17 protein-coding genes are annotated in these 17277 nt (G+C 64.7%); 5 read left to right on the forward strand and 12 right to left on the reverse strand.

Going from position 1 to position 17277, the window contains the following annotated elements; all coding sequences use genetic code 11:
- Positions 1 to 92: 92 nt before the first annotated feature.
- The 3 genes from AC1KVG_RS06675 to poxB are packed head-to-tail and all read right to left on the reverse strand — an operon-like array spanning position 93 to position 4617.
- Complete coding sequence (locus AC1KVG_RS06675) at positions 93 to 1433, reverse strand: sigma-54-dependent transcriptional regulator (RefSeq protein ID WP_481093867.1); 1341 nt, start codon at positions 1431 to 1433, stop codon at positions 93 to 95.
- Entirely contained in the window at positions 1418 to 2860 is a 1443-nt protein-coding gene (locus AC1KVG_RS06680; RefSeq protein WP_481093868.1) for a sensor histidine kinase, read from the reverse strand. The genes AC1KVG_RS06675 and AC1KVG_RS06680 overlap by 16 nt, the downstream gene beginning before the upstream one ends.
- 47 nt (positions 2861 to 2907) lie before the next feature.
- A complete protein-coding gene (poxB, locus tag AC1KVG_RS06685; protein ID WP_481093972.1) occupies positions 2908 to 4617 on the reverse strand; it encodes a ubiquinone-dependent pyruvate dehydrogenase in 1710 nt (569 codons plus the stop codon).
- Positions 4618 to 4981: 364 nt separating this feature from the next.
- Here poxB and AC1KVG_RS06690 point away from each other — a divergent pair, with 364 nt between their 5' ends.
- Positions 4982 to 5578 carry an OmpO family porin gene (locus AC1KVG_RS06690; protein WP_023902125.1) on the forward strand — a complete coding sequence of 199 codons (597 nt, stop codon included), beginning with the start codon at positions 4982 to 4984 and terminating at the stop codon, positions 5576 to 5578.
- A 299-nt stretch (positions 5579 to 5877) separates the two neighbouring features.
- Here the strand turns inward: AC1KVG_RS06690 and AC1KVG_RS06695 are convergent, their stop codons facing one another.
- The 6 genes from AC1KVG_RS06695 to AC1KVG_RS06720 all read right to left on the reverse strand — a co-directional run bounded on the left by AC1KVG_RS06695 (position 5878) and on the right by AC1KVG_RS06720 (position 9930).
- On the reverse strand, positions 5878 to 6903 hold the full coding sequence (locus tag AC1KVG_RS06695) for an NAD(P)H-dependent glycerol-3-phosphate dehydrogenase (RefSeq protein WP_481093869.1): 1026 nt from the start codon (positions 6901 to 6903) through the stop codon (positions 5878 to 5880).
- Between the two features lie 15 nt (positions 6904 to 6918).
- A complete protein-coding gene (gene secB / locus AC1KVG_RS06700) occupies positions 6919 to 7434 on the reverse strand; it encodes a protein-export chaperone SecB (RefSeq protein ID WP_006451124.1) in 516 nt (171 codons plus the stop codon).
- A gap of 111 nt (positions 7435 to 7545) precedes the next feature.
- Complete coding sequence (locus AC1KVG_RS06705) at positions 7546 to 7983, reverse strand: rhodanese-like domain-containing protein (protein WP_023902123.1); 438 nt, start codon at positions 7981 to 7983, stop codon at positions 7546 to 7548.
- A 76-nt stretch (positions 7984 to 8059) separates the two neighbouring features.
- The gene (locus AC1KVG_RS06710; RefSeq protein ID WP_481093870.1) at positions 8060 to 8482 is read right to left on the reverse strand and encodes a hypothetical protein; all 423 of its coding nucleotides are present in this window, start codon (positions 8480 to 8482) and stop codon (positions 8060 to 8062) included.
- A gap of 28 nt (positions 8483 to 8510) precedes the next feature.
- Complete coding sequence (locus AC1KVG_RS06715) at positions 8511 to 8981, reverse strand: YiiD C-terminal domain-containing protein (RefSeq protein WP_043889635.1); 471 nt, start codon at positions 8979 to 8981, stop codon at positions 8511 to 8513.
- Between the two features lie 139 nt (positions 8982 to 9120).
- Positions 9121 to 9930, reverse strand: a complete 810-nt coding sequence (locus AC1KVG_RS06720) for a glycosyltransferase family 25 protein (RefSeq protein ID WP_481093871.1) — start codon at positions 9928 to 9930, stop codon at positions 9121 to 9123.
- A gap of 220 nt (positions 9931 to 10150) precedes the next feature.
- Here AC1KVG_RS06720 and AC1KVG_RS06725 point away from each other — a divergent pair, with 220 nt between their 5' ends.
- The 3 genes from AC1KVG_RS06725 (at position 10151) to AC1KVG_RS06735 (ending at position 13270) form a co-directional block, all read left to right on the forward strand.
- A complete protein-coding gene (locus AC1KVG_RS06725; RefSeq protein ID WP_481093872.1) occupies positions 10151 to 10927 on the forward strand; it encodes a uroporphyrinogen-III synthase in 777 nt (258 codons plus the stop codon).
- Positions 10928 to 11030: 103 nt separating this feature from the next.
- Positions 11031 to 12008, forward strand: coding sequence for a uroporphyrinogen-III C-methyltransferase (locus AC1KVG_RS06730; RefSeq protein WP_481093873.1), 978 nt, complete (start codon positions 11031 to 11033; stop codon positions 12006 to 12008).
- Positions 12005 to 13270: a heme biosynthesis HemY N-terminal domain-containing protein gene (locus tag AC1KVG_RS06735; RefSeq protein WP_481093874.1), complete on the forward strand. Its 1266-nt coding sequence runs from the start codon at positions 12005 to 12007 to the stop codon at positions 13268 to 13270. The genes AC1KVG_RS06730 and AC1KVG_RS06735 overlap by 4 nt, the downstream gene beginning before the upstream one ends.
- Before the next feature lie 207 nt (positions 13271 to 13477).
- Here the strand turns inward: AC1KVG_RS06735 and AC1KVG_RS06740 are convergent, their stop codons facing one another.
- On the reverse strand, positions 13478 to 14020 hold the full coding sequence (locus AC1KVG_RS06740; RefSeq protein ID WP_481093875.1) for a hypothetical protein: 543 nt from the start codon (positions 14018 to 14020) through the stop codon (positions 13478 to 13480).
- A 115-nt stretch (positions 14021 to 14135) separates the two neighbouring features.
- Entirely contained in the window at positions 14136 to 15431 is a 1296-nt protein-coding gene (locus tag AC1KVG_RS06745) for an acetyl-CoA C-acetyltransferase (protein ID WP_481093876.1), read from the reverse strand.
- Between the two features lie 88 nt (positions 15432 to 15519).
- Between AC1KVG_RS06745 and AC1KVG_RS06750 the strand changes: the two genes are divergently transcribed.
- The gene (locus tag AC1KVG_RS06750) at positions 15520 to 16404 is read left to right on the forward strand and encodes a hypothetical protein (protein ID WP_074058642.1); all 885 of its coding nucleotides are present in this window, start codon (positions 15520 to 15522) and stop codon (positions 16402 to 16404) included.
- A gap of 218 nt (positions 16405 to 16622) precedes the next feature.
- Here the strand turns inward: AC1KVG_RS06750 and AC1KVG_RS06755 are convergent, their stop codons facing one another.
- The gene (locus AC1KVG_RS06755; RefSeq protein WP_481093877.1) at positions 16623 to 17270 is read right to left on the reverse strand and encodes a superoxide dismutase family protein; all 648 of its coding nucleotides are present in this window, start codon (positions 17268 to 17270) and stop codon (positions 16623 to 16625) included.
- Positions 17271 to 17277 lie beyond the last annotated feature (7 nt).

Here is a 17277-nt window from a genome sequence, read left to right on the forward strand (position 1 = left end):
ATGTGCGTGTGTTGCTCTGCGCGTACTGCATCGCAGCCAAAGCGCCGACTACACCAGCATGCAAACATCGCATTCGGTTTTTATCGCTGCGACTACTGCAACCCATACTCATCGAGCTTGCGATACAGCAGCTGGCGATGAATGCCGAGCCGGCGCGCGGCTTCGGCGCGGTTACCGCCGCTGTGCGCCAATGCGTCCCGGATCATCTGCTTTTCCAGTCGCGCTACTGCCTCGGGCAAGGTGCCTTCCAGCGGCGCTGTCGTCATGGGTTGCTCGGCACTGTGACCAAGCGCCTCGTCCAGATCCTCGGCGGTGATGCTGTGGCCGCGCACCAGCAGCTGACTGCGTTGCATGACATTCCGTAGCTCGCGCACGTTGCCGGGCCACGGATAGGCTAGCAGCCGCGCTTGCGCGTCCGGCGATAACGCACGCGCTGCGCCTTCGCCGGTGCGCAGAAAATACTGCGCAAGCAGCACGATATCCTGCCCGCGTTCGCGCAGCGGCGGCAGCTCGATCGGCACCACATTCAGGCGATAACGCAGGTCGCTGCGAAACTGCCCGGCCGCCACCCACGCGGCCAGATCGCGATGCGTGGCCGCCAGCACGCGCACATCCACCTTCTGCGCGCCGCGGCCACCCAGGGGCGTGACTTCACCTTCCTGCAGAAAGCGCAGCAACTTGGCCTGCATCGGCAGCGGCATGTCGCCGATCTCGTCCAGAAACAAGGTACCGCCATCGGCCTCGCGAATCAGGCCAATGCGGTCGCCGGTCGCCCCGGAAAACGCGCCCTTGCGATGGCCGAACAACTCGCTCTCCATCAACTCCAACGGAATCGCGGCGCAATTGACCGCCACGAACGCCGCATTCGCGCGTGCGCTGGCACGATGCAGGGCGCGCGCGGCCAGCTCCTTGCCGGTGCCGGTCTCGCCTGTGATCAACACCGGCAAATCGGAGGCTGCCGCCAGCCCGATGCGTTTGTGCACGTTACGCATCGCCGGGCTGTGGCCGACCAGGGCATCGTCGTCTTCAGGCAGCCCGGTCGCCGTGGTATCGGCGTCGGTGTCAGCGCGACTTGCCAATGCACGCTCCACCACCTCGACGATATCGGCACGCCCCACCGGTTTGACCAGGTGATCGAACGCACCCAGCGTCATCGCTTCGATGGTGTTACCGCTGGACGCGTACGCGGTGAGCATCACCAACGGCACCTGACGCGCACGGGCATCGTCCGCCCGCGCGCGCAACACCGCAATGCCATCCATCCCGGGCATGCGGAAGTCCACGAACGCCAACGCGATACCGCCCTCGCTCAAGCGCGCCAATCCATCGGCGCCGTTATCGACCGCAATCACCGTATGGCCGAGCGAGCGCAGCGTGGCCTGCAAGGTGGCAAGAAACGCCACGTCGTCATCGATGATCAGGATGCGCGCCATGGCAGCTCCACAATGAAATGGGTCATGCCGTCGGCATGTACGTAACGCACCTGCCCGCCATGTGCGCGCGCGATCTCGCGCACCAGCGCAAGGCCGAGGCCATTGCCATCGCTGCGACCGCTGACGAACGGCTCGAACAACTGCACTGTAATGGTGTCGGCAATCGCTGCGCCGCGATTGCAGACCTGTAGCTGCAACAAATCATCGCTGGCGCTGGCCTCCAACGTCACCGTGCTGCCTGCGTCGGCATGCTGCAACGCGTTGCGCAGTAGATTGTGCACGGCGCGCCCGAGCTGCTGCGGGTCGAGCGTCCATTGCAACGGCATAGCAGGCACGCGCAGCTGTGGCGCAGGCGTGCCTGGCGGTAGCAAGGCCGGATCCAGCAAGTTCGCCAACCAGTCCTGCACCACCACCGTTTCCAACTGCAGACGGATCGGCTGCACCATGCCGAGCAGACTTTCGACCACTCCATCCAGGCGGCGGATCTGGCCCAGCATCAGCTCGCCATGTGCTGCATCGTCCGGCGTGCTCTGCCGGCTGGCGATGTCGTTTTCCACCGCCAAACGCATGGTAGCGATCGGGTTACGAATCTCATGCGCCACCGTCGCTGTCAGGCGGCCAAGCGCGGCCAGACGTTCGTGCCGGGATAGCTCGTCGGCCAGCCGCCGTGTCTGCGCCAGCGCTTGCGCATTGCGCTGTGCGTAGTCGCTCACCGCAGCGCCCAACCGATCCAGCTCGGGTGCGCCGGTGACAGGAATCTGCGGGAGCTCGGTATCGGCGGCGATCGCCTGCTGGATCCGCTGCAGGCGCTGACTCCAACGCCGTACCACCACGCCTAACGCAATCGCCGACACCGCCACCATGGCGAAGATCAGCAGCATGCCGATCACCAACGGCCGCCAGGCATCGGAGGTGCTCGCCGGCACCCGCGACATGGTCCATGCGGCGGTGCCCGAAGCCAGCGGGCAGGCGCTGATCAACACCACTTCGCGGCTGCCATCGCGGCGAAAATCCACCGCCTTGTTGCCCATCGCACTTTGCCGTGCGGTACTGACAATCGTGGTCCATTCGGCGGCGGGGATATCGGTCTTGTGATCGCTGCCGTCGTAAGTGGGATAGGCGTACGCAATAAATCCTTTGTCGAGATTCCACACCCCACCTTCCACGCCGGGCGCATCGGCCAGCACCAACTGCACAACCACCGCCGCCAGCCCGGCCCCGTTGTCGCCACTGCGCGCGGCCTCGCTTGCACCGGCGTAGCGCTGCACGATGCGCGTGCACTGCGCGGTCAATTGCTGGCGCGCCTCATCCAGCCGCACGCCTTCTGTCTGTCGGTACAGGCCATACAACATCGTGGCCACGCCGACACAGGCGGCCAGGATCACCACCCAGATCAACAGCAGTTGGCGCAACAACGAACGAGGCATGCGAAAGGATCCGATGAAGACGTGCAGTGGCGAACGCGGCGATGGCGTTAACGCATATTGGTCTTGACCAGATCGATCACCTCATCGCCGCGCCCACTCATCACCGCCTTGAGCAGATACAGGCCCATCCCCTTGGCCTGTTCCAGCTTGATCGCCGGCGGCACTGCCAGTTCCTGCGTGGCGATGCGTACATCCACCAACGCCGGGCCGGAATGCGCAAAGGCCTGCCGCAATGCACGTTCCAGCTGCGACGACTCATCCACACGGATGCCCAAAATGCCCATCGCATTGCTCATCGCAGCGAAGTCCGGATTGCGCAACTCGGTGCCGGTATCCAGATAACCCGCGGCCTTCATCTCCATCGCCACAAATCCCAGCGAGGCATTGTTGAACACCACGATCTTCACCGGCAGACGCAGCTGCGCCAGCGAGATGAAATCGCCCATCAACATCGCAAAGCCACCATCGCCAGAGAGCGAAATCACCTGGCGTCCCGGAAACGCCGCCTGTGCACCCAGCGCCTGCGGCATCGCATTGGCCATCGAACCGTGATTGAACGAGCCGAGCAAACGGCGTTGTCCGTTCATGCGTAGATAGCGCGCGGCCCACACTGTTGGCGTGCCGACATCGCAGGTAAACACTGCGTCCTGGTCGGCAATCTGGCTGATCATTCGCGCCACGAATTGCGGATGCAGCGGCTCGCCAGGGTCTGCCGGCACCGCCAGATCGTCCAGCCCCTCGCGCGCCTTGCGGTAATGCGCAAGCGATTTGTCCAGGAAGTCGCGTTTCTCTCGTCGCTGCAGCTGCGGCAGCAAGGCGGCAATGGTTTCGCCCACGTCCGCTGCGATGCCCAGCTGCAACGGCGTGCGCCGTCCCAGCGCGCTCGGGTCGCGGTCCACCTGCACGATGGTCGCGTCCTTCGGGTAGAACTGCCGATACGGGAAATCCGTACCCAGCATGATCAAGGTGTCGCAGTTGAGCATCGCGTGGTAGCCGGAACTAAAACCGATCAAACCGGTCATGCCGACATCGAACGGGTTTTCCCACTCCACATATTCTTTCCCGCGCAGCGCGTGCACGATCGGCGCACCCAGGGTGTCGGCCAATGCCACCACCGCATCGTGTGCACCCGCGCAGCCGCTGCCGCACAACAGCGTGATCGCCTCGCTTTGCTGCAACAGCTCGGCCAACTGCGCCACGTCTTCGGCGGCTGGCAGCACGCGCGGCTGGCGCAGTTGCGGCCAGGCACTGGACACGTGCTTGTCCATTTCCAGCAACGCGATATCGCCGGGGATCACCACCACTGCCACACCCTGCTGCAGGATGGCGGTGCGCATCGCCCGATGCAGCACTTCCGGCAGCTGCGCCGGGTTGGTCACCAACTCCACGAAGTGACTGCACTCGCGGAACAACTCCTGCGGATGGGTCTCCTGAAAATAACTCAGCCCGATCTCGGACGAGGGAATATGCGCGGCGATCGCCAGCACCGGCTGACGGCTGCGATGGCAATCGAACAGCCCGTTGATCAGGTGCAGATTGCCCGGCCCGCAGCTGCCCGCACACACGGCCAGCTGGCCGGTCACTGCCGCCTCGGCGCCAGCGGCGAATGCGGCGACTTCTTCGTGGCGCACATGCATCCACTCGATCGTCTGCATCTCACGCAAGGCATCGGTCAAGCCGTTGAGGCTGTCGCCGGTCACACCCCAGATCCGCTCCACACCCGCGCTCTGCAGCGTCTCGGCCAGAAACCGCGCCAACGTCTTTTTCTTCGCCACGATGCAGCTCCAGAGATGTTCAACAAGCCTGCATGGTCCCAGTCGCAGCGTCAGTACAATGTCCTCGCCTCGATGCAGATGGCAAAAATCGCTGCAAAACAGGTGCTTCTACACGCGCATCTCACATTGGCGCGAGGTAACTCACACCCCATCACTCTTTGCGTGTGCGCTACACGCATTGCAGCTTGATGACAAAAACCGGAACTGAACCGGGCGCGATGATTCATGCACCAGTCAGTTCAAAATTCATGTCGCGTTCCATCGAATAACGGAGAATTTACATCTCGGCAGCGAACGGCATCCGCCTCAGCGCCGGCCCAAATCAATAAGTACAGGTATCTCGATCATGAAGACTTCTTTGCTGGCCCTCGGCCTTCTCGCAGCTCTGCCGTTTGCGGCCTCCGCTGCTGAAAACATCTCCTACAACTTCGTCGAAGGCGACTATGTGCGCACTCCGACCGAAGGTCGCGACGCCGATGGTTGGGGCGTGAAGGGCTCCTACGCCATCACCCCGAACATCCACGTTTTTGGCGATTACAGCAAGCAGAACGCTGACGACAACAACAACGTGTTCGAAAGCTCCAACACCGACTTCCAGCAATGGGGTGTGGGCGTGGGCTACAACTACGAAGTGGCCACCAGCACCGACCTGCTGGCGCGCGTTGCCTATCGCAAGCTGGACCTGGACACCCCGAACATCAACTTCGATGGTTTCAGCGTCGAAGCTGGCCTGCGTAACTCGTTCGGCGAGCATTTCGAAGTCTACGCTCTGGCTGGCTACGAAGATTTCTCCAAGAAGCGTGGCATCGATCTGGACGACACCTTCTACGGCCGCCTTGGCGCCCAGGTGAAGTTGAACCAGAACTGGGGCATCAACGGCGACATCCGTATGGATGGCGACGGCAACAAGGAATGGTCGGTCGGCCCGCGTTTCAGCTGGTAAGCCGCACGTTTAACGCAACGCGACTCTCTCTCCCGCGTTGCATTGGAAGCCCGGTCCCACGACCGGGCTTCTTTCTTTTGTGCGATTGGATGATTGCGATGCAGCGCACTCGATCGCTAGATCCCGTGTGTACGGGCTGTTGCGCTGGAACGTAGTGCGCAGCACGTTTACGTGGCTGCGACGCGACAAGCTTTTGCCTTGATGCACGCAACGACAAGTGCGCAAACACTAAAAAGCCCGGCATTGCCGGGCTTTTTAGTGTCTTCACTCCACCACGCGCGAGGCGCGATACCGACCAATCAGGTAAACAACGCCTGCGGATACTCGGGCTTGCGCTCGCGCGCCAACAGTTCCTTCAATGCGGCTTCCGGTGTGATCTCGCCATGCAATACGGCACGCACCGCGTTGGAGATCGGCAATTCGATACCGTGATGCTCGGCCTGGCGCATGACCTCGTCGGCGGTTTGCACCGACTCGACCACCTGGCCGATCTCGCGGATCGCATCGTTCAAGCTCTGGCCACGCCCCAATGCCAATCCCAGCCGCCGGTTGCGCGACAGATCGCCGGTGCAGGTCAGCACCAGATCGCCCAATCCGGCCAGGCCCATCAAGGTCTCCGGACGCGCACCGATCACCGCCGCCAGGCGCAGCATCTCGTTCAAGCCACGCGTGATCAGACCGGCGCGTGCATTGAGACCGAGCTGCATGCCGTCGGCCACCCCGGTGGCCACGGCCAGCACGTTCTTCATCGCGCCACCGAGCTCGGCGCCCACCATGTCATCGCCGGTATAGGCGCGGAAGGTGGGGCCATGCATGGCATCGGCCACGACCTGCGCGAACGCCGCATCGTCGCCGTGCACGGTGATGGCGGTCGGCAAGCCAAGCGTGACTTCCTTGGCGAAGGACGGCCCGGTCACCACGGCCAGTGGCACGCTGGGGCCGAGGATGGCGCGCGCCACTTCATGCAGGAACCGCCCGGAACCGGGCTCGAATCCCTTGGTCGCCCACGCCACGCCGGCACTGGCCGGACGCAACGGTGCAATCAGCTGGATCGTTTCGGTAAACGCATGCGAGGGCACCACGACCAGGATCCAACTTGCATCGGCAACGGCCAGCTGCAGGTCGGTGGTCGCGCGCAGGCTCTCGGGCAATGGAATACCCGGCAGATAGCGCACGTTTTCGTGATTGCGGTCGATGGCGTCCACCATCGCCGCATCGCGCCCCCAGAGCACGGTCGGGTGACCGTGTCTGGCGAGCAGCGCGGCCAGGGCCGTGCCCCAGGAACCGGCGCCGAGGACGGCGATCTTGTGCTTCGAATCGCTCATCGGCGCACGCAACGCTTAGGCGTTGCCAGCCGGCTCGGAATCGGCCAGCGAGGTGCCTTCGCCCTGCGAGCGCTGGCGCAGGGTTTCTGCGTACAGGGCTTCGAAGTTGATCGGCTGCAGGTAGAACGGCGGGAAGCCGCCGGCCTGGATCAGGTCGCTGACCAGGGTGCGCACATACGGGAACAGGATGTTCGGGCACTGGGTGCCGAGCAGCACGTCGATCGCCTGCGGCTCCAGACCGACTAGGCCGAACACGCCGGCCTGCTGCACTTCTGCCACATAGGCGGTCTTGCCACCGGCAGTGCAGGTCAGGGTCACGGCCAGCACGACTTCGAAGGCGTTGTCGTTGAGGCGCTGCACCTTCTGATTGAGGTTCAGCTGCAGCTCGGGCTGGTTGGCGTCGTTGAAGACGGCCGGTGCGTTCGGCGATTCGAAAGAAACGTCCTTGACGTAAATCTTCTCGATGGTGAAAGCGGGGCCAGCAGCGGCGTCGGCCGGCGCAACGGCGCCGTTGATGATTTCGTCGGACATTCCTAACTCCAAAAAACGGTTCGGTGGATGCAGCGTTGAATGATGCAGGCGTGAAAGCGCGAGTCTCTCACGCAAGCAATGGGGACTTGCCTGCCGCCGTACAAGGTGAGATCAGGCGCGACCCTTGACCAGCGGCAGCTCGGCGATCTGCCAGGCAGCCACACCGCCATCGAGCCAGTACACCTTCTCGAAGCCGGCCTTCTTGAGCGTCTTGGCCGCGCCTGCCGAGGCGTTGCCGTTACGGCAGACCACCACCACGGGGGAGGCCTTGGCGTTGGCAAGCAATTTGCCGGCCGGGTCGAACTTGGCCAGCGCCACATTGCGGCTGCCGGCGATATGGCCTTTTTCGAAATCGGCGGTAGGCGACAGGTCGATCACCAGCGCATTCTCGCTGTTGATCAAACGGGTCAGCTCGGCCGGCGTGAGTGCGCGATACCCACGAAACAGGCGCGCGACCTCGGTGACGATCAGGGCGATGGTCAGGCCCACCAGGGCCAGCGACAACATGGGGTTGCGGCCGACAAAGGCCTGCAGCTCTTCGAAATTCACGGGGTCAGGGTCGTTCAAGCGGGCGGGAATTGTCGCACAGCTGGCGCACGCGACGGCCAGGGCGCAGCGGTGCGGGCTATTGGCCCTGCCACAGATCGGGCAGGCCGCTGGCCAGCCACCAGCGTTTGCGCTCGGCGTCCCAGCGCCACAGCTCGATGCTGCGCACCAGCCGCTCGGCCTGGGTGTTGCGGTTGATCACGCGCAACTCGACCTCGCGGCGCAGGTCGCCCGCGGCATCTTCGCCCACCCGCACCTCGCGGTAGCCGGAGATTTGCACCTGTTCGTAGCGCGAGCGCTCCAGATCGCTGAGCGGATGCGCCAAGGCATACGTGGGTTCGACAAAGCCCTGCGCGGCGTCGAAGTCGCTCCAGCGCACGGCGGCCGTGTAGGCGGCCTGGGTGGTCTCCAGCGCGCGTGCCTGGGCACGGCTGCCGGCACACACCACACCGCTCATCATCGCCAGCCCGAGCAACAGCATTGCCCCCATCACTGCACGCATGCGTATTCCCCTAAATCCAGCCCGCATCCTACCGTTTTGGAAACGCCACGAAGCGCCCGCTCAAGGTCGCCGCCGCCGCGCCCGACCCCAGCGCAATCTGCGCACGCATGCCGATGCGCGCCTTGCCGCGTTGGCGGAAGGTGGCCAAAAACGCATCCCAACTACCCATCTCGGATGGCTCGGCATTGGCGACCAGGTCTTCGTACACCGGCGCGACATAGCGCAGCTGGCTGTCGGCCACATACACATCGGCGCTGTGCCCGGCCAATTGCAGCTGCAGGGTCAGCCAGCCCCAACTGGCCAGCGTCATCAGCGAGGCCAGGCTGCCGCCGAACGCGTTGGCCTTGTCGTTGACGTTGGCCTGCAGCGGCGCACGCAAGCGCAGCGCGCCGTCATGCAAGCCATCGACGGCGATGCCCATCGACAGCACCGGCGGCATGGCAATGAATTGCTGCTGCAGCGACTGCAGGGCGGATGCGAGCGTGCACGAAGGAGTCATCGGCGAAGGCTGAAAGACGGCGAAGGGCGGCATCATGCCGCAATGTTCTGCGAGCGTCTTGTGCACTGAAATACATGCGGTACCGCATGGTAAAACACGTTCAGCGCTGTCTCGTTGCAGGCCTTCGCTATCGCGCCGCTTAGGGCGCGAACACCACCTTGCGATAGCCCTGCGCCACACGCAACAACGCGGTCGCTTTCGCCTTCCAATGCGCACTGCGCTGCTTCTGCGCCTGCGTCAGCGGCGCATCGATGGTGCTGGTGAACACGATCTGCTCCGGGGCGTTGTGGAAGAACTTGTCCTGAATGCAGGCCGCCGGCGAGAGCTGATAGGTGGACAACTGCTGTGCGACCGGCGATTCGTTCCAACCGAACAGAAAAATATCGGCCATGGTGTGCCAGCGCGCTTCGGCGGCCAGCAACAAGCGTGCCGCATCGCGGCTGATGATCAGCGCGCCGGCGCACACCGGCCAGCAGTGCTGATAGGTGGATGGACGCACCAGGCGCAGCTGACGCCCGCCGATGTCGGCGACCTTGCTATCGAGCTTGATGCGGTTGTAGGACGGTTCCAGCCGCACGATGCTGTTGCCCGCCGGTAGCCACTCGATGCTGCGCAACAGCGCCGGCAGCGCGTCGGACAGATGCATGTCGTCTTCGAAGATGGCGGTGTAGGCGTCATCGGAGTCCGCCGCAATGCGCCACGCGGCCTGATGGCTTAGAAAGCAGCCGATGTTGGAAGCGGTCCACTTGCGCGGGCCGGTGCTGAAGCCATCCCCGGAACCCTCCAGCGGGCGTTCGCGCACGAAATCGGCGATCTGCTCGGGCGTCAGCGTGGCGCCGTCGAAGGCGGGAATGCGCTCGAACGGCATGCCCAGCGCCTGGAACCGCGCCGACATGGCCTGCAAACGGTCGCTACTGCGCTGCATGTTGATGAGGTAGGACTTGATCACGGTACTACTCCGGCGTGGCTGTCGAGGCGGATCGTGGCCGGATCCACGAGATTTACAAGAGGTTACGAAATGAGACGCCCGTCTCATTCATGAACGCTGGCGATTTCGCCTGCAAACGCTGCTGCGATTGACGGCATTCCGGTCCGATGAGATCGCCACCGGCGACATCGGCGCGGTGCCATCTTGCCCTGACGCCGCAACGTTCTCGCATAATCGTGAGATGACCCGGCCCACCTCCTCGACCGACGCCTGGACCCTGATCTCGCTGCGACCCAGCGGTGAGCACGCGCCACTGCGGCGGGCCGCCGCCCGACATGGCGGACGGCTGCTCGCGCTGTCGCCGTGGCGGCTGCAGACCAACGACACCGCACAGGCACGGGCTGCGCTGGAGCAAGCGCTGCAGGCACCGATCGCGGTATTCACCAGCCCGGCAGCGGTGCACGCCGCGCAGCGTCTTTCACCGCTGCAGCGGCCAGCGCAGGCGCAATGGGTAAGCGTGGGAGAGGGCACCGCGCGCGCATTGCAGGCCTGCGGGATCGATGCAGTGGTGCGCCCTGCGCGCATGGATAGCGAAGGACTGCTGGCACTGCCGCTGTTCGAGCCGCCATTGCAGACAGTCGCACTGATCACTGCGCCAGGCGGGCGCGGCATGCTGGCACCGGCATTGGAGCAGCGTGGCGCCTGTGTCCTGCGCGCCGATGTCTATCAACGCGTTGCGTTGCGATTGCGCGCATCGGCTGTGCAGGCCCTGGCCAGTGCACTGCCACGCAGCGTGTTGGCATTGAGCAGCGCCGAAGCGCTATCGCTGGTGTTAGAGCAACTGCCCGCAGCGTTGGTCGATGCCTGGCAACTCCATCCGGTGGTGGCCTCCAGCGAGCGCATGCGCGCATCCGCACATGCCGCCGGCTTCACGCATGTGGTGCGCGCCGCAGGTCCACTGCCCGAGCAATTGGCCGCCGCCGCTGCAGCTATCGTGACACCATCACGACCTTGCTGAACTCCGAATCCATTCACCGCTTGCGGGCGTCTGCTGCAGCACGCCATGCTGTACCAGATGACTGCGGCGCATGCGCCAGTCGTGACCGCCCGAGGATGTCCCAATGACTGAAATGCCCGCTTCCACGCGACGCTTCCCCGTGGCCTGGCTGCTGCTTGCGGTTGCCGTGGCGGCAGTGGGCGTGGCGCTGTTTCTGGGCTGGCGCGCATGGCAGACCTATCAAAGCGGGCAGCTGCAGGCGGCCCAGGCGCAGCAGCAACGCTGGGATGGCACGCAGCAGATGCTGGAAACCTTGCGCCGCGATCAGCGCCTGGCCAACGAACGCCTGCAGGATGCCGCAGCGACCAATCGTGTCTTACGCGATGAAATGCTCGGGCTGAGCCAGCGCAGCGCGTTGCTTGAAGAAACTGTACAAAAACTGGCCGATCCCAATCGCCATGGCGCGCAGGCGCTGCGCCTGGATGAAGTGGAACTGCTGCTGCGGCTCGGCCAGCAACGCCTGAGTATTGCCGGCGACGCCGACGGCGCACGCCGTGCCTATGCGCTGGCCAATGCCGCACTCAACGGCGTGGACGACCCGGGCTACCTCAATCTGCGCCAGGCGCTGGTGCAGGAACGCGACGCACTGGACCGCCTCGGCGCTGGCCCGCAAGCGCAAGCCGGTCAACTGCTGGACACACTCGCCGCCGATCTGCAGCGCCTGCCGGAACACACCGCGCAAGAGAGCGAAGCCGCGCAGCCGTGGTGGCAGAAAGTGCTCGCACCGCTGGTGGACATTCGCCCCAGCCGTGGCGATGCACTGCTCGTCGGCGGCGACCGCAACGCCGCGCGCGATGCCTTGCAGATCGAAGTCAGCCTGGCCCGCGCTGCGGCCGAACGCGGCGATGCCGCCGGCTTCGCCCAATCGCTGCGGCGCGTGGACACCTGGACCACCCGGCTGTGGCCGGATTCGCCACAACGTCGCCAGGCCCGCACGCGCCTGCGCACCTTGCAACAAGCGCCACTGCGTCCGCGCCTGCCGGAACTGGGCACCACCCTGCTGCAACTGCAGGCCATGCGTGAAGGGAGATCCACCCAATGAAAGTGTTGCGTACCGTCTTGATCCTGTTGGTTGCCGTGGCGCTGGGCGTGCTCGGTGCGCAATGGTTGTCGCATCAAAACAGTTACGACCTGGGCAATGTGGTGGTCAGCGTCGGCGGCAACGACTACCGCGCGGCGATGCCGCAGGCGCTGCTGATCCTGGTCATCGCGCTGCTGGTGCTGTGGCTGGTGTGGACGCTGATCAGCCTGCCGTTCCGGGTCTGGGGCAAGTACCGCCGCAAGAAGGGCCGCGCCCGCCTGATCGAAGGCCTGCGCGCGGCCGATCACGGTCAGTGGCAGCGTGCCGAGCGCCTGCTGGTCACTGCCAGCGAGGACGACGACGTCAGCGGTATCGCACTGGCAAGTGCAGTCCGTGTGGCCGATGCGCGCGGCGATGACGCCTCGGCCAATGCGCTGGCCCAGCAACTGGCCGAGCGCGACCCCACCGCACATGCGCTGCTGCAGGGCGAACGGCATCTGGCGCGGCAACGCCCGGTCGAGGCGATCAATGCGCTCGATAGTGCCGCCGCGCAACCGCTGCCGGCACGCGGGCTGTTGCTGCGCACGCAGGCCCTGGCGCAGATCGGCCGTGCCGACGAGGCCTACGGTCAACTCGGCGCATTGCGGCAGCAGGCGGTGCTGGCCCCCGATGCCTACAACGCGCTGGAGGCCACGCTGGCCGAACAGACGCTGTTGCAGGCCGGCGATGCGAATGCCCTGGCCGAACGCTGGGAAGCGCTGCCCAAGCCGCTGCGCACCTATCCGGCAGTCGTCGGCGCCTATGCACAGCGCGCGGCGATTCTGCATTGGGACGATGCGGCCGTACACAGCCTGGAACAGGCGCTGGATACGCAATGGGACGAATCGCTGGTGCGTCTGTACGGCGTGCTGCCGCTGGAAAAATATGATTCGCGCCGCGCCAGTGCGCAGCGTTGGCTCACCCAGTATCCGGACAGCCCAGGCCTGTTATTGACGATGGCGCGCCTGGCGCGTCACCAACAGCAGTGGTCGCAGGCCGAAGAATTCCTGCATCGCGCCGTAGCCAATGGCGCCGGCAGCGAGGCCTGGGAAGAACTCGGGCATGCCTTTGCCGCAGCGGGCGATCTGCTGTCGGCGCAGCACTGCTATGCCAATGCCCTGCGCGCTGCACGCGGCGAACCGGTGCATGAGGGTTTGCCGCAGCAATCGCTGCGTGGGCCGATCGTCTCGGCGTATGCAACACCGCCGGCCGACCCGCTCGCACCGGATGATCGCGTGCTGTAATCGATCACGCTGTCATCGATCACGGCTGATCGATTCTGCGGCGATGTGTGGATTAACTGAAAGGCCCCGGCATGTCCGGGGCTTTTTGTTTTTGTGGGTCTGAGCGGGAGTGCTGCCACCAAAATTCACCGGCCTGCGATGACATCTGCAGCGACGGCAACGTAAGAACGCTACAAAAATATCTGCAGATACGTGCCGCACCGCAGATCATCGATCGCGCGATGCCCAAGGCGGCGCTGGCAGCTCGCGCAAGAACGCATCGCAGGCACCCAGGAAACGCGCCTGCTCATGGTCAACCGATTGCGGCGATAACACCCGCGAGCCCAGTCTGCCGATCAACAGCATAAGCGCCATCACAGCAGCGCCGGCCAGCCAGCCGATCGCGCCATCCAGCGCAAGACCGCCTAGCAGCAACGGCAAGACCGATGCCCTCGTGATGACGACATAGCGTACGCGGCGCCGCTCGTGCTGGGCGCACAAGCTCAGCAGATGCGCGCTGCGCTTGCGCAACACGATGGCCAGGATCAGATACGGCAATATGCCCATCAACAGCGCCAGATAGATCACCGGGTGATGCCAATGAAAGATATAGCGACGCGGCAAGTCGTCGAACGGCGCATTGCACTTGACGCAACGCGGCGGCAGATCGGCGCCCGGCGTGCACACCAGCACATCTCCTTCGCGCCATACCTCGCCTTGCGCTGGTGTCAGGTAAAGGGTGGGTGGTTCACGAACATCATCGTTCGACATCCATGCGTCCTTGCAGGTTGGGGATTGGGGATTTGGGGATGTCGGGATTCGCAAAAAGAACTTCGCCTTAGCGAATCCCCAATCCCGAATGCCAAATCGAACATGCGCAGCAGCGTCAGCGCTCCACGATGGCGACCACGCCCATGCCGCCGGCCGTACAGATCGAAATCAACGCACGCCCGCCGCCGCGTTCTTCCAGCTGCTTGGCGGCGGTTGCCACCACGCGTGCGCCGGTGGCGGCGAAGGGGTGGCCGGTGGCCAGTGACGAACCCAGCGGATTGATCTTGTCCGGGTCGATGCGGCCCAGCGGCGCATCCAGACCAAGGCGATTGCGACAGTATTCTTCGCTTTCCCAGGCGCGCAGCGTGCACAACACTTGGGCGGCAAACGCCTCGTGGATCTCGTAGATGTCGAAGTCCTGCAAGGTCAGGCCCTGGCGCGCCAGCATCTGCGGCACTGCAATGGTCGGCGCCATCAGCAGGCCTTCGCCATGTACGAAATCCACCGCTGCCACCTGGGCATCGCGCAGATAGGCCATCGGGGTGTGGCCGTGCGCCAGCGCCCAGGCTTCGCTGGACAACAGCACCGCAGCAGCGCCGTCGGTGAGCGGGGTCGAATTGGCCGCGGTCAGCGTGCCGCGGCCGGAAGTCTTGTCGAACGCCGGGCGCAGCGTGGCGAGTTTTTCCAGCGAGGTGTCCGCACGCAAAATATTGTCGCGCGAGACACCGCGGAACGGGGCGATCAACGAATCGAAGAAGCCGCGCTCATACGCTGCCGCCAGCTTGTGATGCGAGGCCACCGCCCACGCGTCCTGCGAATCGCGCGCGATGTTCCATTCCTTGGCCATGTCCTCGCAGTGGTCGCCCATGCTCTTGCCGGTGCGCGGCTCGGCCACGCCGGGGAACTCGGGCTTGAGCTCGCCGAACTTGAAGCCACGCAGCAGCGCCTTGAGCTTGTCGCCGGTGGCCTTGGCCCGGTTGGCGGCCAGCAGCCGCGCGCGCAGCTTCTTGCCGTAGACGATCGGCACTTCGGACGTCGTGTCCGAACCGCCGCCGATGCCCGAATCGATCTGCCCCAGCGCAATCTTGTTGGCGATGGTGATCACCGAATCCAGGCTGGTGCCGCAGGCGCGCTGCAGGGTGATGCCCGGCGTCAGCGGCGACAGGCCGGACGACAACGCCGCCTCGCGGGCCAGGTTCCAGTCCGAGGAGTGCTTGATCACCGCCCCCATCGCCACTTCGCCCAGCTGCTGCCCATGCAGCCCGAAGCGCTCGACCAGCGCGCCCAGCGTGCGCACCGACATGCCCAGGTTGCCCACATCCGCGTACGCGGTGTTCTGACGACAGAACGGGATACGAACGCCGCCCAAGATGGCGACGGGACGGGCTGCTGGCATCGGTTGACCTGGCATGGAGGACTCGGGGACATGGCCTGCACAGGGCCGGCAGGCATAATGGCCGCAGTGTAGCTTCGACCCCGTGATGGGCCAACCGCGAATCATGAGCAAGACCGAACACGGCGTGACCGCCATGGGTGTGATGGCGCTGGAATTGACGGGCGGCAGCGCCCCCGAGCGCGGCGCCTTGGCGCCCGAGCAGGCCGGCATGCTGGCCGAACGTATCGGCCGCGACCTGGCACAGTGGATCCCGGAGATCCGCGCGCTGGAGCTGAGCGTGGCGATGGCGCATTTCGACCCGGCCGAAGTGCTGCGGCCAGGCTGGCCGCTGCATCGCCGGCTGGAAGAGCTGCAGGCGCGCGCACCCGGACGCGATCAAGGCCCGCGCGTGCTGGCCTTCGGTGCCGATGCGCAGGGCGAGATTCCGTTGCCGTTCCAGGCCGATGCACAACTCACTGGCGGCGGCCTGCGCGTGCTGCCGTTCCTGCTGTCCGGCGATCCGGAAATCGTCGCCACCGTGGCCGATGCGATGGAGGAAGTGCTGCTGGCCCAGGGCATGGCGCAGGCCGACACCGCCTTGCTGGCGCAGGAAAGCTTCGGCGCACGCATCGAACACGCGCGCTATCTCACCGCGAACGATCTGGCGGCGATGATTTCGATGCAGTACGACAATCAAGGGTTGGCGCCGCTATGGCCGCTGATCGAAGCCGCCCTGCTCGCCCCGCAGACCGAAGAATGGCTGCAACAGCCGCCCGAGCCGGTGCTGCGTTATGTCGACGGCGAAGTGCGCATCGCGCTGTTCGACCCGGCCGGCTGGTGCGATTACTACACCCACGACCGCGAAAACTGCGAGCGTCTGCGCGGGGTGTACGAACAGTATCTTTCACGCCAGCGACAGATGGCCGCCGTGCTGGAAGCGCATGGGCTGCCAGTGCTGTATGTGCATGTGGAACCGGGGCAGGATCCGCGTCAGGCGTTGGCTGCTTAAGCAACGCGCCGGTTACTTTGAACTTTGAACTGTTGGCGCGTACTGGAAAACCGGCGTTTTTGGTGACAAACATGGCACGCGCCTACGCGCCTTACATCCATGTGCTGAACTGGTCCGTGCACTGAAACCAGCACCAGTGCTTGGCAGGTGTGTACCAAACAAATAACGCCGCAGTGATCGATCAATGCGGCGTTTGTTTGTCTGCCCGTTTCTTTGGCTTACTTGGTCGCAGCCGGCGCGTTGTCGGTAGTGATCACACCGCAGGCCAGACGGCCGCCGGCGTTGCCGGTGGGTTGGGTTTTGTAGTCGTCCGCGTCGGCATGCACGATCACGGCGTGGCCGGCAATATCGAACTGGTCGGCCTTGCCGAGATTGACGTTACTCGAGACCGGGCCATCGATGCTGGCATTGCCCTGCGCGTCGGCCTTGATGTTGGGCATGTCGCCACCGTGATGCGGGTCGGCGCTGACGGTGCCGTGATCGGATTGGGCCGGGTTGAAATGGCCGCCGGCGCTGCTGCCGTCCGGTGCGCTGCAATCGCCCTTTTCGTGGATGTGGAAGCCGTGCTCGCTGTTGGGCTTGAGGCCGCTCAGTTGGCCGGTGACGCGCAGCGCGCCGTCGACGGTCTTGAAGCTCACCGTGCCCTTCACCTCATTGCCCTTGGTCGCCTTGAGCTCGGCGGTTGCGGTGGTAGTGGCTGCCGCTTCGGTGACCATGGAGGCGGCATGCTCGCCACCATGCGCCGCTTCGGCTGGCGTGCCGGCCTGCGGTGCGGGTGCGGGATCGGCCGGTGCCGGTTCGTCGCGCTTGCACGCGGTCAGCACCAACGCGGTGGCCAGGAACAACGTCGTGGGAAGAATGCGCATGGGAAAA

The sequence above is a fragment of the Xanthomonas sp. NCPPB 3959 genome, assembly GCF_056675575.1.

Bases quoted from the DNA above. Each gene is read 5' to 3' on its own strand.
- AC1KVG_RS06740 (WP_481093875.1), bottom strand. From the start codon at position 14,020: ATGTCGAACGATGATGTTCGTGAACCACCCACCCTTTACCTGACACCA.
- AC1KVG_RS06735 (WP_481093874.1), top strand. From the start codon at position 12,005: ATGAAAGTGTTGCGTACCGTCTTGATCCTGTTGGTTGCCGTGGCGCTG.
- AC1KVG_RS06695 (WP_481093869.1), bottom strand. From the start codon at position 6,903: ATGAGCGATTCGAAGCACAAGATCGCCGTCCTCGGCGCCGGTTCCTGG.
- AC1KVG_RS06675 (WP_481093867.1), bottom strand. From the start codon at position 1,433: ATGGCGCGCATCCTGATCATCGATGACGACGTGGCGTTTCTTGCCACC.
- AC1KVG_RS06710 (WP_481093870.1), bottom strand. From the start codon at position 8,482: ATGCGTGCAGTGATGGGGGCAATGCTGTTGCTCGGGCTGGCGATGATG.
- AC1KVG_RS06680 (WP_481093868.1), bottom strand. From the start codon at position 2,860: ATGCCTCGTTCGTTGTTGCGCCAACTGCTGTTGATCTGGGTGGTGATC.
- AC1KVG_RS06755 (WP_481093877.1), bottom strand. From the start codon at position 17,270: ATGCGCATTCTTCCCACGACGTTGTTCCTGGCCACCGCGTTGGTGCTG.
- AC1KVG_RS06725 (WP_481093872.1), top strand. From the start codon at position 10,151: ATGACCCGGCCCACCTCCTCGACCGACGCCTGGACCCTGATCTCGCTG.
- AC1KVG_RS06690 (WP_023902125.1), top strand. From the start codon at position 4,982: ATGAAGACTTCTTTGCTGGCCCTCGGCCTTCTCGCAGCTCTGCCGTTT.
- AC1KVG_RS06750 (WP_074058642.1), top strand. From the start codon at position 15,520: ATGAGCAAGACCGAACACGGCGTGACCGCCATGGGTGTGATGGCGCTG.
- AC1KVG_RS06715 (WP_043889635.1), bottom strand. From the start codon at position 8,981: ATGACTCCTTCGTGCACGCTCGCATCCGCCCTGCAGTCGCTGCAGCAG.
- AC1KVG_RS06745 (WP_481093876.1), bottom strand. From the start codon at position 15,431: ATGCCAGGTCAACCGATGCCAGCAGCCCGTCCCGTCGCCATCTTGGGC.
- AC1KVG_RS06730 (WP_481093873.1), top strand. From the start codon at position 11,031: ATGACTGAAATGCCCGCTTCCACGCGACGCTTCCCCGTGGCCTGGCTG.
- secB (WP_006451124.1), bottom strand. From the start codon at position 7,434: ATGTCCGACGAAATCATCAACGGCGCCGTTGCGCCGGCCGACGCCGCT.